This is a genomic window from Streptomyces longisporoflavus, assembly GCF_014649775.1.
GTDB classification, from domain to species: domain Bacteria; phylum Actinomycetota; class Actinomycetes; order Streptomycetales; family Streptomycetaceae; genus Streptomyces; species Streptomyces longisporoflavus.
The window spans coordinates 58,712-72,956 of sequence record NZ_BMTR01000010.1 but is presented as its reverse complement, the minus strand read 5'-3'; the positions used below and the strand labels follow the sequence as shown (position 1 = coordinate 72,956).

Here is a 14,245-nt window from a genome sequence, read left to right as displayed (position 1 = left end):
CCCCTTTGGGTCGCGGACGGTCGCGGCACACGTTCCCGTCGGAGGAACGCAGCCTCCACCTGAATACCGGACGTGGGGCTCCGGCAAACGCGGTTCCAGCAGAATGTCACATGTCGGCAACACGCTGTAGTTACATGTCGACAAAGAAGGGTGACACCGATGCAGGAAAGAGGGGGTCTGGGGCTTTTCTGCTCGTGAAGCGTCGGGAACTGCTCATTGAGCAGTCCACTCGTTACGGTTACGCCTCGATACGGTTTGCGGATCGAAGTCGCGCGAAGCTTCTGGCCAGCAGTCTTGACACATGCATCTGAGAAACGCCCAATTCGGCGCTGATCTGTGATTGCGTCAGATTGCTGTAGTAGCGAAGGAGCAGGATGCGCTGTTCGCGCTCGGGCAGCTGTACGAGGAGATGGCGGACGAGGTCGCGGTGCTCGACGCCGTCGAGTGCCGGGTCCTCATAGCCGAGCCGGTCGAGCAGGCCGGGCAGACCATCGCCCTCCTGGGCCGCCTCCAACGACGTCGCGTGGTACGAACGTCCGGCCTCGATACAGGCCAGGACCTCCTCCTCGGTGATCCGCAGCCGCTCGGCGATCTCCGCGGTCGTGGGCGAGCGCCCGAACGCCGTGGTGAGGTCCTCGGTCGCCCCGGTCACCTGCACCCACAGCTCGTGAAGACGGCGCGGCACATGGACCGTTCGTACGTTGTCGCGGAAGTACCGCTTGATCTCGCCGACCACGGTGGGCATCGCGAAGGTCGGGAACTGCACGCCGCGCTCGGGGTCGAATCGGTCGATGGCGTTGATCAGGCCGATCGTGCCGACCTGGACGACGTCCTCCATCGGCTCGTTGCGGCTGCGGAAGCGGGCGGCGGCGTAGCGCACCAGCGGCAGATTGGCCTCGATGAGCGCACCGCGGACGCGGCCGTGCTCGGGGCTGCCCGGTTCGAGCCCCTTGAGTTCGGCGAAGAGCACCTGCGTCAGGGCCCGGGTGTCGGCGCCCCTGCTGCTGGGGGTGCTGGGGCTGCCAGGGGTGCCGGGGCTGCCGGAGGTGCCGGTGGCGGCCGGGAGGCTCGCGCCGTCGGTGGCCGCGCTCTGGTTGCTCGGAGCGCCGGGGCTGCTCGCCTGCGGGGTCACGGGTGGTGCTTCGGGCGCAGTACTGGCCGGCACGGTCAACGCCACCCCTTCTCGGTCAAGCGCAATCAAGTCCTGTCGAGCTCGGTCAAGATCAGCCGACCCTGGTCAACTCATCCGTCAAAAGCGGTCATAGCATCACAAGACATGTGCACTGTGTGCAAGCACCCGATAACTACGTGTTGAGGGCCGAGTTGGGCCATAAGACGCAGAAAAGCCCCTCACCGTCCGGTGAGGGGCCGCTTCGCGCGGTAGGTCAGAACTCGTAGTCCGCGATCACCCACGTGGCGAACTCCCGCCACAGTGCGACGCCCGCCTGATGGGCCGGGTGCTCGATGTACCGCTTCAGCGCATCGGTGTCCTCGACCGCCGAGTTGATGGCGAAGTCGTACGCGATGGGCCGGTCGGTGATGTTCCAGTCGCACTCCCAGAACGTGAGCTCCGGGATCTGGTCGCCGAGCGCGCGGAAGGCCTTGACGCCTTCGACGACGCGCGGCTCGTCGCGCCGCACACCGTCGTTGAGCTTGAAGAGGACCAGATGGCGGATCATGCGCACTCCAGGGATGCGGGGCGGGGGACCGGGGGGAGGGGAGGACGGCGGGACGAGCCGCTCAGTCCTTGCCTCCGTTGGCGACCCACGTCATGAAATCGCCTATGCTCCGAGCGGCATCCGAAACCGCCTCGAAGCCTATCTGCACATAGTCCGCGGCCTTGGCGGGGTCAGTGATGATCACGTAAAGCATGAAGACGACGAGCGCGAAGAGCCCGATTTTCTTCCACTGCACCGCCATGCTCCGGCCTCCCCTTACCCGCTGCGCTCTGTGACCCCTGTGACGGGCGTGAGTCTAACCCGGCACGTGCTCACCGGGCCTTTGAGGACCAACGGCCTGGTGGCAGAGGCCCTTTGCCGGGCCGTTCCCGGTTGCGCGGGCGGCAGGATGGGTGATGTGCCCGAGCGGATCTGGCAGGAATCCGCGGGCCAGGGACCGGCCCCCACTGCGGGGTCACGCGCCGTCTGCTTCCCCCCAAGGACGGCGCGGGCCGGAGGGTCCGGTCCTCATCGGGGGGAGCGGCTTGTCCCCCCGATGCCGCTTCCCCCGACCCATTCATCCGCCGTCGCGCGCCCCCATCCATCCGCCGTCGCGGAAAACGACGAAGGCCCCGTCCTCGCGGACAGGGCCTTCGTCGTAAGAGCGGTAGCGGTGGGATTTGAACCCACGGTGAGTTTCCCCACACTCGCTTTCGAGGCGAGCTCCTTCGGCCGCTCGGACACGCTACCGAGAGGAACTCTAGCCCAAAGAGGGCCGTGGTCAGAAATCCGCCCCCTCGGCACCTCTAGGGCGACCCCTCAGAGCCCCTGAAGAAGCGGGTGAGCAGCTCCGCGGTCTCCTCCGCGAGGACGCCCTGGATCACCTCGGGACGGTGGTTCAGCCTTCTGTCGCGTACGACGTCCCAGACGGAGCCGGCGGCGCCCGCCTTCTCGTCACGCGCTCCGTAGACGACCCGGTCGACCCGGGACTGCACGAGCGCGCCCGCGCACATCGTGCAGGGCTCCAGGGTCACCACGAGGGTGCAGCCCGTCAGCCGCCACTCGCCGAGCGCGGCGGCGGCCCGGCGGACGGCGAGCACCTCCGCGTGCGCCGTCGGGTCGCCGGTCGCCTCGCGTTCGTTGTGGCCCGCCGCGAGCACCGTCGTGCCGTCCGGGGACAGCACGACGGCGCCGACGGGCACATCGCCGCCCCGGGCGGCCAGTTCGGCCTCGGCCAGGGCAAGCCGCATGGGCGCCCGCCAGCGGTCGCGTACGGGATCGGGCTCCAGGCCGGTTTCGGTCACACCGGGAACCTAGCGGACGGCCTCGAGCACCTCCGCAGCCCCGAGGATCTCGGCGATGTCGCTGAGCGCGTCACCGGGTTCCAGGCCGAGCAGGTCCTTCTCGGGCACGCCGAGGTCGGTCATGAGCTCGGAGTCCCCGAGGGGCCCCGCGGGCACCGCTTCGCCCGAGGGCTCCCCCGTGTCGTCGTCATCGGCGGGATCGGGGGCGGCGTCGGAGCCGACCGGTTCGCCGTCCTCCGTACCGTCCAGGTCGAGGGCGTCCAGATCGACGCCCGGATCGTCGTTGCCCGGCTCACGGCCGAGCATCTCGTCGGTGAGCAGGATCTCGCCGTACGAACTCCGGGCGGCAGCGGCCGCGTCCGAGACGTAGATACGAGGGTCCTCCTCACCGTCGACGCGGACGACGCCGAACCAGGCGTCCTCCTGTTCGATGAAGACGAGGACGGTGTCGTCCTCAGCGCTCCCGGCAGTGGCCTCGCGGGCCAGGTCGGCGAGATCCGACAGGGTCTCCACATCGTCGAGCTCCGTGTCGCTCGCTTCCCACCCGTCTTCGGTGCGCGCGAGCAGTGCGGCGAAGTACACCGTGACTCTCCCACTGGTCATAGACAGTGCCGGTTGACGGTTTGGGTGTCCCCCCGGCGAGTTCGGGGAGCGGGGGAATTGCTGTTCCAAGCCCCGCCCACTCGGAATCGTGGCAGAAACCACGGCTCAAGGAGAGGTCTTCCGCCCGCTGTGTCCGCGTCGCTTTGCACGGACACCTCCCGGATGCCTGCGTGAGAGGTGGCCGCTACCAGCGGAACGTGCGCATACGCATCTGCTGACGCATGCGTGCGGCTCGGGCGCGGCGCGGCTTCACGCGGTCGCGCAGCTCTAGCGCCTCGGCCCTCTCGTGCAGGAACTGGGCGCGTCGGCGCCGACGCTCGGCTTCGGTCTCGCGGTCCGGCTCCCGGCCTCCCGGCTCCCGGCCACCCGGCTCTCTGTCGGGCATGGGCATCACCACCCCAGGTCGTACGTCCACTTTCCCCCGGACGGCGGGTTTGATGCGAGCGCGGGATGTTCCGGGGGGCGCGGGGAGGGCCGGAGCGGTCGGTGACGGGGGAGTCCGGGGGGTCCGTGGCGCGGTTACTGTTGAGGGCATGCGGATCCACGTCGTCGACCACCCGCTGGTGGCGCACAAACTCACCACGCTGCGCGACAAGCGCACCGACTCCCCTACCTTCCGGCGCCTCGCCGACGAGCTGGTCACCCTGCTCGCGTACGAGGCCACCAGGGACGTGCGCACGGAGCAGGTCGACATCGAGACCCCGGTCACAACGACGACCGGCGTCAAGCTGTCCCACCCGCGCCCCCTGGTCGTGCCGATCCTGCGCGCCGGGCTCGGCATGCTGGACGGCATGGTGCGGCTCCTGCCGACCGCCGAGGTGGGCTTCCTCGGGATGATCCGCGACGAGGAGACGCTCCAGGCGTCGACGTACGCGACCCGGATGCCGGAGGACCTCTCCGGCCGCCAGGTGTACGTCCTCGACCCCATGCTGGCCACCGGCGGCACGCTCGTCGCGGCCATCCAGGAACTGATCAAGCGCGGCGCGGACGACGTCACCGCCGTGGTGCTGCTCGCCGCCCCCGAGGGCGTCGAGGTCATGGAGCGCGAGCTCGCGGGCACGCCGGTGACGGTCGTGACGGCTTCGGTCGACGAGCGGCTCAACGAGAACGGCTACATCGTGCCGGGTCTCGGCGACGCGGGCGACCGGATGTACGGGACCGCGGAGTAGCGCTCGGGGTCCTTCCCGGACCGGCGTTCAGCAGCCCTTGCGGCCGTTGGACGGTGAGGGCGTCGGCTTGGGCTCGGCGAGTACCGCCAGAGCCTTGTCGGCGTCCTTTTTCTTTGCCAGATCCTTGAACTTCGAGCCCAGGATGAGGTCCACCTCGCCGCCCTTGCGGGCGTCCGTGCGGCTCTCGGCGCCCGCGAGCTGCGTGCCGAGTACCGGGATCGCGCTCTGAGCGGCGGACTTGGGGCCGAGCAGTACGCCGGTGCCCTTGACCTTCTTGTCGTACTCCTTGGGCGCGTTGTCCACCTTGCCGACGGTGAAGCCGCGCTTCTTGAGCTCGGCCGCGACGTCCTTGGCGAGGCCGCCGCGGGGCGTGGCGTTGTAGACGTTGACCTTGATGTCGCCCGGCTTCGGGAGTGCCTTGGGCGCGGGCGCCTTGGCCGAGGAGCCCGGCCGCTCGGCCGCGCAGTCGCCGCGCGTGCTCGCCGCGGTGGCCTTGCCGCCGCCCGTGAAGACATCGATGAGCTGCAGGGTCCCCCAGCCGATCAGGCCGACCGCGACGACGGAAGCGACCACCGCGAGCACGATCCGGCGGCGGCCACGGTTCCGGCGCATACGGGGATATTTGGCACCCGTGATGCGGTACTTGCCGCCCATGCCGGGGGGAGTGAGCATGCTCATGGGCGCAGCGTAATGCGACGACGCCGTGATGCCTACTAAATGATCATTGACTCGGGCTCAGTCCAACCCAAAAGGGCCAACGAGGGCGTGGGCGTGCGGCGGCGCACCGGTGCCGCTGTTGTCGTCGGACCGGTGGGCGGTGCTGTCGTCTGGCTGGTCAGCCCAGTTCGAGGACGCGGGCGTGCAGCACCTGGCGCTGCTGGAGCGCCGCGCGGACCGCGCGGTGCAGTCCGTCTTCCAGGTAGAGGTCGCCCTGCCACTTCACCACGTGCGCGAACAGGTCGCCGTAGAACGTCGAGTCCTCCGCGAGGAGCGTCTCTAGGTCCAGCTGGCCCTTGGTCGTCACGAGCTGATCGAGGCGGACCGGGCGCGGCGCGACGTCCGCCCACTGCCGGGTGCTTTCCCGGCCGTGGTCGGGGTACGGCCGGCCGTTTCCGATGCGCTTGAAGATCACACGGAAAGCCTACCGGGCAAGGCTCTCCGGGCGCAGCCTTGGCGACCGAGTGCGAGTCTGGGAAATGACGCCGTAAATGGGGGCATTCCGGAAAGACCCGCGCCGGGAGCTGGGGCAGAAGTGAACGACGACCCCGCCGATGCCGTCCACGACGGGGAGCGCGAACCCCTCTAACGGGTCTTTCTCTGTCACGGGGCTGACGGCCCGATCTCTTGCTGCGCCGAACCAAAAGGGCCGGAACTTGTCGACCCTCCGCGTCGCGGTCGCGGTCGTCTTTCGGTACGGCTCGGCGCAGACGCCGAGGCAGGGCGCTCGCCTCCGCGTCTGCGCCGGCGGCTCAGCGGTCGCTCTGGCCGGACCTCTCCTGGTGATCCTCCTCGTCCTCGTTCTGCGTCTTCACGGGGGCCGAGGCCGGATGGGGCGCGTTGCGTACGGCTTCGGCGCGGAGGAGGGCGTGCAGGGCGGCGTAAGGGTCGATGGGCATGGGTGTCTGTCCTCGTTTCTCTGCTGCTTGACAGGGGGGAGGAGTGGCGGTCAGGCCGGGGGCCCAGGGGACTGTCAGCAGCGGAGGACGACGGAACGCGGGGCGGTGACGTGGGGGCGGTCGCGGAGGGGGCCGGGGCGGCTTCGGAGTGCGGCGCGGGGACGTGCGGTGGCCGGGGTGGCGTGGGGGACGGGGCGCCTTGCCGGTACGCGGAGTGCGCTGTCGGCGGTGTCCTGGTGGGCCTCACCGCAGGGCTCGGTGGAGACGGCCGCGGGGGGTGGGGCGGGGGCGGCCCTGGTGGGGGACGCGGGGGCGAGGACGGTGCCGAGGAGGGCCAGCAGAATCAGAACAGCGCGGAGCCACGCGGGACGGCACAACGCGACGCGGCTCATGTGGGGTCATGTCCCACGGAGGGGGCCGCTTGGTGTTGCCTTGCGCCGAGATTGGCCCGCTTGGGCTATGGCGGGGTGGGCGCGGGTTCCTGTGGGGGGCGGTGCGTGAGGGCTGGGTGGCGGGCTGCGGGCTGCGCTGTCCCGCTACTGCCCGGCGGCGGCCTTCGCCGCCTTCAGCTGCTGCTTGTGGGCGCGGACCCGCCGGAGGGATTCGGGGCCCGTGATGTCCGCGACCGAGCGATACGCGTCCGCCTCGCCGTAGGCCCCCGCCGCCTCCCGCCAGCCCGCGGGCCGTACGCCCAGTTGCTTGCCCAGCAGGGCCAGGAAGATCTGGGACTTCTGCTTGCCGAAGCCGGGGAGGTCGTTGAGCCGCTTCAGGAGATCCTTGCCGGACGCGCACCCCTCCCACAGGGCGGTGGGGTCCCCCTCGTAGTGCTCCACCAGGTACTCGCACAGCTGCTGGATCCGCTTCGCCATCGACCCCGGATAACGATGCACCGCGGGTTTGGCCGAGAGCAGCGCGGCGAACTCCTCGGGGTCGTACGCGGCGATCTCGTGCGCGTCGAGATCATCCGCGTTCAGCCGCCGGGCAATCGTGTGCGGGCCCGCGAACGCCCACTCCATCGGCACCTGCTGGTCGAGCAGCATCCCGACGAGCGCGGCCAGCGGACTGCGGCCGAGGAGCTCGTCGGCTTCCGGCTGCTGCGCCAGGTGCAGGGTGACGTCCATGGGCCCGATCCTCTCCCGCGGGGCGGAGGTTCGCACGCGGGGCTCGGTACGCGGGGTCTGTACGCGGGGCCTGTACGCGGGGTCTGAAAACCCTTCGCGTGTGGCGGAGCGTGCGGGAGACGATGGCGGGATGAGACAAGCCACGGCCACCCTCGTCCGCCCCCGCCGCTCCTCCGACCTGCCCGCCTGCGTGGAAGCACTCGCCGGCGTGCACGAGGCCGACGGCTACCCGACCAACTGGCCGGAGGAGCCCGCCGATTGGCTGACCGGAGGCGCACTCATAGGCGCCTGGATCGCTGAGCTCGACGGGCGTGTGGCCGGACATGTCGCGCTCTGTCGCCGTGACGCGGACGATGTGGCGCCCGGGTTGTGGAGCGAGCGCCAGGGCGTGCCGATCGACCGGACAGCCGTCGTCAGCCGCCTGTTCGTCGCGCCCGGCGCCCGCGGGCACGGACTCGGGGCGCTGCTCCTCGCGCGGGTCGTGGCGGAGGCCGGTGCGTCGGGGCTCGACCCGGTCCTGGACGTCGTCGAGTCCGACACCTCGGCCACCGCGCTCTACGAACGTACGGGCTGGCGGTTCCTCGGCACCGGCGAGCAGCACTGGAGCCCGCGGCAGACGGTCACCGTGCGGTGCTACGCGGCTCCGGAGCCGGGCCCGGAGCCGTCTCCGGCGTCGATGTCGGCGCCGGGACCGGGCACGGCGCCGGGCGAGCCCGCCTGAGCCGCCGCCTCCCGCAGCGCGTCGAGCAGCCCCCGCACCGCCGGGCGCTCGGGTGCCGGCCCCCGCACCGCCGCGTAGATCGACCGGATCGGCACCGGGTTGCGGACCTCGCGTACGACCACGCCCGAATGGGGCGCGTCGAGGCCGAGTTGCGGTACGAGACCGACGCCGAGGCCCGCGGCGACGAACCCCTGGGCCGTGGCGTAGTCCCCGCTCTCCACCACGAAGTCCGGGCTGAAACCGGCCGCGCCGCACGCCTCCAGGATGGGATCGAGGCAGGGCCCCGGCGACTCGCTGGCCACCCACGGTTCGTCGGCCAGGTCCGTCATGTCGAGCAGCGGCTTGGCCGCGAGGGGATGCCCCGCAGGCAGCACGGCGTGGTACCGGTCGTCCAGGAGATGCTCGAACCGCACGCCGTCCAGACCCAGTTGACCCCGCGGCCTGACCACAAGCGCGAGATCCGCCTGTCTGTCCCGCACCTGCGGCATCGGGTCGTCCGGGTCGGACAGCTTCAACTCGATCTGTACGCCGGGCTGTGCGCGCCGCAACGCCGCGAGCGCCGGGGCGACGAGCGCCGCCCCGGCGGTGGTGAAGTACCGCATGGAGACCCGGCCCGTACGCCCGGCCCGCAGCTCCGCGAGCGCCGTCTCCGCCTCGGCGAGCTGCCTGCCGATCGTGACCGCGTACTCGGTGAGCAGCCGCCCGGCGTCCGTCGCCCGCACCCCGCGGCCGGTGCGCTCAAGGAGTGCGATGCCCGCCTCCTTCTCCAGGGCCGCCATCTGCTGGCTCACGGCGGAGGGCGTGTACCCGAGATTGCGGGCCGCGGCGGTCACGGAACCGCTGGTGACCACTGCCCGGAGGACCTGCATGCGCCGCGTATCAAGCATGCAGCGCAGCTTAATGCCGCGCCGGTTTCCTTACGTAGAACTAACCGCGGGCGGCCCGGGCCACCGCCGTCCCGAAGGCGGCCATGCCACGCGCGTTGGGGTGCAGCGGCGCCGCGACGCTGGTCGGCAGCAGGCCCTCGATATAACGCTCGGACGGTGCTGCGCAGGTGTCGTGACCGGCGCTGACGGCGGCGGTGTCGACGTAGGTGGCGTGGTGGGCCTTGCTCTGTTCCGCGAGTACGCCGTTGAGCTGGTTCACGCGCGCCTGGAGGTAGTTGCCGTCCTTGTCCCAGATGGGCTGGGTCGGCCAGCAGCCGTCCTTGCGGATGTAGGTGGCGTACCCCGCGACGACGATCTTCGCGTTCGGGGCGCGCCGGTGTACCTCGTCGAGCGCCTTGCCGAAGGTGGCACTCCAGGCGTCGATGGCCTTCGCGGTGGGGTCGCCCTTGCTCGCGGCGGTGTCGGCGCAGGAGATGCCGGTGGGCTTGGGGAGGAGGTTGACGCAGCCCAGCGCGGTGGCGACGAGGCTGACGTCGTTGCCGCCGATGGTCAGGGTCACCAGGTCGGTGCTCGGCTTGAGTGCCTCGTACTGGGGCGGCAGCAGGCCGAACTGGCGGCCGGAGAAGTCGCTCACCTTGGCCCCCGAGCAGCTGACGTCGGTGAGCCTGGCGCCGAGTGCCTCGGCGGCGACGGCCGGGTAGTTCCGGTCTGAGCGGAGGCAGGACAGCTGGTTCTGGACGGGGATGAGGGGGCCCGCGGCGAAGGAGTCGCCGATGGCTACGTACTCAAGGGGCTCGTCGGCTTTCGCGGGCGCGGACTTCGGTGACGCGGCGCCGGCCGGAGCGGCTCCGAGGACGCAGGCCGACAGGGCGGCGGCCACGATCGCCGTGATGGTGGTGCGGGTGCGTGAGGGGCGCACGGGCTCTCCTGGGTGGGTGCGGGGCCCGGGGGTGCGGGCCCTGGAGATTGGGGGTGAGAGTGAGGGTGTACCGGGGGTAACAGACGCCCTTATGATCCGGGCCATCGCGCCCCCGGCGTTGTGGGCGCGCGACCAGACTTTCCGGGGAGCCAGTTGTGACCGGTGACAAAAGCGCGGGCCGCCTCGACAAGAGCGTGGGCCGCTTCCTGATCGCCGACGTACCGGGCCTCGCCGAGAGGGTCACCCGGCGCATCGCGGACGACCTGCCGGTCTACGGGCGGCTGCCCGCCGAGGAACTGCACGGAGACGTACGGACCATCGTCGGCATGACGATCCGCGCCTTCGCCGAGGTGCTGCGCACGGAACGCATGCCGCCCCCGGAGTTCCTGGAGAAGGTGCGCCTCTCGGCGGCCAGGCGCGCGGAGGAACGCCTCCCCGTGGACGCCGTCGTCAGCGCCTACCACTACGGGGCCGCCATCTGCGTGGAGGAGGTGACGGCGACGGCCGAACCGCACGAACTGATCGAGGCCCACCGGCTCCTGCTCGACTGCCTGCGCGAGATCACGTCCGCCGTCACCGCGGGATACGTGGCGGAGAGCCAGTCACTGATCGGCGAGCGCGACGCCGCCCGGCACACCGTCCTGTCCGCCCTGCTCGACGGCAGAGGCGCCGAACTCGACCCCGCCCACCTGGGGATACGCCTCCCGCCGTGCTATCTGGCGCTCGCCTTCACCATCGGACGCCACCCGGACGAGGACCGCGCCGACGTCGACGCCACGGTGGCCTCACGGCGCAAGATCAGACGCCTGCGTACGGAGCTGGACCGCGCCCTCGGCCACCCCGTGCTCACCCGCCTGTCCGCCGACGAGGGCCTCGCGCTCATCCCGTCCGACAGCGCCCCGGACCGGGCGCCCGACACCCAGCGCGCACGCCTCGCGAAACTGACGGCATCCCTCATCACCGTCAGCGGAGTGCCCCTGACGGCGGGCGTCGCCGCGAGCACACCGGCCGAGGTCCCGCAGGCCGTACGGCTCGCCACGGAGCTGCGCGACACCGCGGTCGGCACGGGACGACCGCCGGGCGTCTACCCCCTGACGTCGCTGCTCCTCGACTACCAGCTCACCCGCGCGAGCCCGGCCCGCTCCCACCTGGCCGCGCTGCTCTCACCCCTGACGGAGGGCCCGGACCTGCCGGCGACCCTGCGCACCTACTTCGCCTCGAACCTGGACCGCCGCGAAACAGCGTCCCGCCTGCACGTCCACCCCAACACGGTCGACTACCGCCTACGTCGCATAGCCACACTGACGGGCCTGGACCTCACCGCCCACACGGACCTGCTGACACTACGAGCGGCGCTGACGGCACACGACGCGACTGACCCGCAGAGGCCTGGCCGGACGTAAGCGCTCGGCCCACCAAACGTCGATGGGCCCCACCGCGAACGGTGGGGCCCATCAACTTAGTGCCCGGTGAGGCACTGGCGGAGGATACGAGATTCGAACTCGTGAGGGGTTGCCCCCAACACGCTTTCCAAGCGTGCGCCCTAGGCCACTAGGCGAATCCTCCGCCGCAAACAATACAAGACGTTGGGGAGTGCTCGCGAACACGATCCGCCTCGGACCGGAAGATCGTCCTCAGGTCTTCCGGAGGCGGGCATCGAGGTGGGGTCCGGCGTCGCTTCCGGCGCCCGGGATCGGCTAAGGTGGGGCTCAGCCCCTCACGTGGCGCTATCTGACTGAACTCCCCCAGGGCCGGAAGGCAGCAAGGGTAGGTTGGCTCTGGCGGGTGCGTGGGGGGCGCTTTGCGTTGGGGCGGTCCTGGTTGTCAGTGGTCGCCATTAACCTCGTATGTGTGTCGTCTCTCGCGTTGTACCGCCGCTATCGCCCGGAGTCGTTCGCCGAGGTCATCGGGCAGGAGCATGTAACCGACCCGCTGCAGCAGGCGCTGCGCAACAACCGGGTCAATCACGCCTACCTGTTCAGTGGTCCGCGCGGCTGCGGCAAGACGACCAGCGCGCGCATCCTGGCCCGCTGCCTCAACTGTGAGCAAGGTCCCACTCCGACGCCCTGCGGCGAGTGCCAGTCCTGCCGAGACCTGGCGCGGAACGGGCCCGGTTCGATCGACGTCATCGAGATCGACGCCGCTTCGCACGGAGGCGTGGACGACGCCCGTGACCTGCGCGAGAAGGCCTTCTTCGGCCCAGCGAGCAGCCGGTACAAGATCTACATCATCGACGAGGCGCACATGGTCACCTCGGCGGGCTTCAACGCCCTGCTGAAGGTGGTCGAGGAGCCGCCGGAGCACCTCAAGTTCATCTTCGCGACGACGGAGCCCGAGAAGGTCATCGGGACGATCCGCTCGCGTACGCACCACTATCCGTTCAGGCTCGTGCCGCCGGGGACGCTCCGGGAGTATCTGGCGGAGGTGTGCGGCCGGGAGCAGATGGCCGTCGAGGAGGGTGTGTACCCGCTGGTCGTGCGGGCCGGTGCCGGGTCCGTGCGTGACTCGATGTCCGTGATGGACCAGCTCCTCGCCAGCGCGGGCGAGGCAGGTGTGACATACGCCATGGCGACGTCCCTCCTCGGTTATACGGACGGGTCGTTGCTCGACTCCGTGGTGGAAGCCTTCGCCTCGGCGGACGGGGCGGCGGCCTTCGAGATCGTCGACCGCGTCATCGAGGGCGGCAACGACCCGCGGCGCTTCGTCACCGATCTGCTCGAGCGGCTGCGGGACCTGGTGATCCTCGCGGCGGTGCCGGACGCGGCGGAGAAGGGACTCATCGACGCGCCGTCGGACGTCGTGGAGCGGATGCAGGCGCAGGCCGGCGTCTTCGGCGGCGCTGAGCTCAGCCGCGCGGCCGACATCGTCAACGAAGGCCTCACGGAGATGCGGGGAGCGACTTCGCCCCGGCTGCAGTTGGAACTGATCTGCGCCCGCGTGCTGCTCCCGGCGGCGTACGACGACGAGCGCTCGCTGATGGCCAGGCTTGACCGGCTCGAGCGCGGCGGCAACTTCATGGCGGCGGCGCAGGGAAGCGGTTCCGGCCCGGCGATGGCGTACGTCCCCGGGCCCGAGGCCCACGCTGGTGGGCAGCAGCCGGGGGTGGCCGTGCCGCCGCCGGGTGCCGGTGAGGCGCAGGTCGCGCCGGGGGGCGGGGCCGCGGCGGCGCGGGCGGCTGTGCGGGGCGGGGGGCAGGGGGCTGCTGCTTCGGCTGCTCCCGAGCCTGCGGCTCCTGCGGCTCCGGCTGCTCCTGCGGCTCCGGCCGCTCGGCCTGTGGAAGCGGCGCCGCCGGCTCCTGCTCCGGCTCCGGCTGCCGCGCCGTCCGGTGAGCGTCGCCCCGGTGGGTGGCCCACGGCTTCGGCGCCGGGAAGCGGTCCGGCGAAGGCTGCTCCCGCTGCTCCCGCTCCGTCCGCTCCCGCTCCGGAGGCGGCTCCTCGCCCGGGTGGCTGGCCCACGGCCGCCGCTGCGGGCGGCGGTGCTCCGGCTGCTCCGCAGCAGCCCGCACAGGCGGCGCCCGCTCCGGTGGCCTCCGCTGCCCCGGCTCAGGCACAGGCACCGGCTCCCGCCCCTGCCCCGGCCCGGGCGGCGCCGGTGGGCGGGCCCGACCCGCGTTCCCTGTGGCCGAACATCCTCGACGCCGTGAAGGGGCGCCGCCGCTTCACCTGGATCCTGCTGAGCCAGAACGCCCAGGTGGCGGGCTTCGACGGGACGACGCTGCAGATCGGCTTCGTCAACGCGGGAGCGCGGGACAACTTCGCGAGCAGCGGTAGCGAGGATGTGCTGCGGCAGGCTCTGTCGGAGCAGTTCGGGGTGCAGTGGAAGGTCGAGGCGATCGTCGATCCCTCGGGCGGCTCCGCGCCGCCGCCTGCCGCGGGCAACTTCGGGGGCGGCGGCGGCTTCGGTGGCAGCACGCCGGCTGCCTCGCGCCCGGCTCCGCCGCCGCAGCAGCAGTCGCAGGCGTCCCCGCCGCCCGCCGCGAACCGGGCGCCGGCCCCGACTCCCGCGCCCGCTCCGGAGCGTCGCGCCCCGGACCACGTCTCCGCCGAGGACGACATCCCGGCGGACGACGACCCCGACCTGGTCGAATCGGCCCTGTCCGGCCACGACCTGATCGTCCGCGAACTGGGCGCAACGATCATCGAGGAATACAACAACGAACCGTAAGCCTGGCCGCGCGGCTGGCGGCTGGCGGCTTGCGGCTTGCGGTTCGCGGTGTGCGGTCTGCGTCTGCGGCTTGCGCCCACCAA

At 71.1% G+C, this 14,245-nt stretch carries 16 protein-coding genes, 2 tRNA genes and 1 other RNA gene; 5 read left to right on the top strand and 14 right to left on the bottom strand.

Annotated elements, in window-relative coordinates:
* Nucleotides 1–238: 238 nt before the first annotated feature.
* The 7 genes from IE226_RS21140 to IE226_RS21110 all read right to left on the bottom strand — a co-directional run bounded on the left by IE226_RS21140 (nucleotide 239) and on the right by IE226_RS21110 (nucleotide 3,950).
* A complete protein-coding gene (locus tag IE226_RS21140; protein ID WP_373307005.1) occupies nucleotides 239–1,171 on the bottom strand; it encodes an RNA polymerase sigma factor SigF in 933 nt (310 codons plus the stop codon).
* A 214-nt stretch (nucleotides 1,172–1,385) separates the two neighbouring features.
* Nucleotides 1,386–1,679, bottom strand: a complete 294-nt coding sequence (locus IE226_RS21135) for a Dabb family protein (protein ID WP_190082869.1) — start codon at nucleotides 1,677–1,679, stop codon at nucleotides 1,386–1,388.
* Nucleotides 1,680–1,740: 61 nt separating this feature from the next.
* Nucleotides 1,741–1,920 carry a hypothetical protein gene (locus IE226_RS21130; RefSeq protein ID WP_190082868.1) on the bottom strand — a complete coding sequence of 60 codons (180 nt, stop codon included), beginning with the start codon at nucleotides 1,918–1,920 and terminating at the stop codon, nucleotides 1,741–1,743.
* A 403-nt stretch (nucleotides 1,921–2,323) separates the two neighbouring features.
* Nucleotides 2,324–2,408: transfer RNA gene (locus tag IE226_RS21125), tRNA-Ser, on the bottom strand.
* A gap of 56 nt (nucleotides 2,409–2,464) precedes the next feature.
* Nucleotides 2,465–2,908, bottom strand: a complete 444-nt coding sequence (gene tadA / locus IE226_RS21120; RefSeq protein WP_190083098.1) for a tRNA adenosine(34) deaminase TadA — start codon at nucleotides 2,906–2,908, stop codon at nucleotides 2,465–2,467.
* A 63-nt stretch (nucleotides 2,909–2,971) separates the two neighbouring features.
* Complete coding sequence (locus IE226_RS21115) at nucleotides 2,972–3,544, bottom strand: tRNA adenosine deaminase-associated protein (protein WP_190083097.1); 573 nt, start codon at nucleotides 3,542–3,544, stop codon at nucleotides 2,972–2,974.
* Nucleotides 3,545–3,749: 205 nt separating this feature from the next.
* Nucleotides 3,750–3,950 carry a hypothetical protein gene (locus IE226_RS21110; RefSeq protein WP_190082867.1) on the bottom strand — a complete coding sequence of 67 codons (201 nt, stop codon included), beginning with the start codon at nucleotides 3,948–3,950 and terminating at the stop codon, nucleotides 3,750–3,752.
* A gap of 148 nt (nucleotides 3,951–4,098) precedes the next feature.
* On the opposite strand from IE226_RS21110, the gene upp reads away from it, so the two are divergent.
* On the top strand, nucleotides 4,099–4,734 hold the full coding sequence (gene upp / locus IE226_RS21105) for a uracil phosphoribosyltransferase (RefSeq protein ID WP_190082866.1): 636 nt from the start codon (nucleotides 4,099–4,101) through the stop codon (nucleotides 4,732–4,734).
* 27 nt (nucleotides 4,735–4,761) lie between these two features.
* Here upp and IE226_RS21100 read toward each other — a convergent pair whose 3' ends face one another.
* The 4 genes from IE226_RS21100 to IE226_RS21085 all read right to left on the bottom strand — a co-directional run bounded on the left by IE226_RS21100 (nucleotide 4,762) and on the right by IE226_RS21085 (nucleotide 7,471).
* Nucleotides 4,762–5,412, bottom strand: coding sequence for a LytR C-terminal domain-containing protein (locus IE226_RS21100; RefSeq protein WP_190082865.1), 651 nt, complete (start codon nucleotides 5,410–5,412; stop codon nucleotides 4,762–4,764).
* 157 nt (nucleotides 5,413–5,569) lie between these two features.
* Nucleotides 5,570–5,866, bottom strand: a complete 297-nt coding sequence (locus IE226_RS21095; RefSeq protein ID WP_003955420.1) for a type II toxin-antitoxin system VapB family antitoxin — start codon at nucleotides 5,864–5,866, stop codon at nucleotides 5,570–5,572.
* Nucleotides 5,867–6,203: 337 nt separating this feature from the next.
* Nucleotides 6,204–6,350 (bottom strand): hypothetical protein, encoded by a 147-nt coding sequence (locus IE226_RS21090; protein WP_190083119.1) that lies wholly within the window; start codon nucleotides 6,348–6,350, stop codon nucleotides 6,204–6,206.
* A 536-nt stretch (nucleotides 6,351–6,886) separates the two neighbouring features.
* The gene (locus IE226_RS21085) at nucleotides 6,887–7,471 is read right to left on the bottom strand and encodes an HhH-GPD-type base excision DNA repair protein (protein ID WP_190082864.1); all 585 of its coding nucleotides are present in this window, start codon (nucleotides 7,469–7,471) and stop codon (nucleotides 6,887–6,889) included.
* A gap of 130 nt (nucleotides 7,472–7,601) precedes the next feature.
* On the opposite strand from IE226_RS21085, the gene IE226_RS21080 reads away from it, so the two are divergent.
* Nucleotides 7,602–8,192 carry a GNAT family N-acetyltransferase gene (locus IE226_RS21080; RefSeq protein ID WP_190082863.1) on the top strand — a complete coding sequence of 197 codons (591 nt, stop codon included), beginning with the start codon at nucleotides 7,602–7,604 and terminating at the stop codon, nucleotides 8,190–8,192.
* On the opposite strand, the gene IE226_RS21075 is transcribed toward IE226_RS21080, so the two are convergent.
* Nucleotides 8,105–9,079: a LysR family transcriptional regulator gene (locus IE226_RS21075; RefSeq protein WP_190082862.1), complete on the bottom strand. Its 975-nt coding sequence runs from the start codon at nucleotides 9,077–9,079 to the stop codon at nucleotides 8,105–8,107. The genes IE226_RS21080 and IE226_RS21075 overlap by 88 nt on opposite strands.
* Before the next feature lie 40 nt (nucleotides 9,080–9,119).
* On the bottom strand, nucleotides 9,120–9,998 hold the full coding sequence (locus IE226_RS21070; protein WP_229871375.1) for an SGNH/GDSL hydrolase family protein: 879 nt from the start codon (nucleotides 9,996–9,998) through the stop codon (nucleotides 9,120–9,122).
* A 155-nt stretch (nucleotides 9,999–10,153) separates the two neighbouring features.
* Between IE226_RS21070 and IE226_RS21065 the strand changes: the two genes are divergently transcribed.
* The gene (locus IE226_RS21065; RefSeq protein ID WP_190082860.1) at nucleotides 10,154–11,401 is read left to right on the top strand and encodes a PucR family transcriptional regulator; all 1,248 of its coding nucleotides are present in this window, start codon (nucleotides 10,154–10,156) and stop codon (nucleotides 11,399–11,401) included.
* 75 nt (nucleotides 11,402–11,476) lie between these two features.
* Here the strand turns inward: IE226_RS21065 and IE226_RS21060 are convergent.
* Nucleotides 11,477–11,564, bottom strand: a tRNA-Ser gene (locus tag IE226_RS21060).
* 142 nt (nucleotides 11,565–11,706) lie between these two features.
* Here IE226_RS21060 and ffs point away from each other — a divergent pair.
* Together ffs and IE226_RS21050 are read left to right on the top strand one after the other, a co-directional pair.
* Nucleotides 11,707–11,805: signal recognition particle sRNA small type (gene ffs / locus IE226_RS21055), an RNA gene on the top strand.
* A 44-nt stretch (nucleotides 11,806–11,849) separates the two neighbouring features.
* Nucleotides 11,850–14,162, top strand: coding sequence for a DNA polymerase III subunit gamma and tau (locus IE226_RS21050; protein ID WP_190082859.1), 2,313 nt, complete (start codon nucleotides 11,850–11,852; stop codon nucleotides 14,160–14,162).
* The last annotated feature ends 83 nt before the right edge of the window (nucleotides 14,163–14,245 follow it).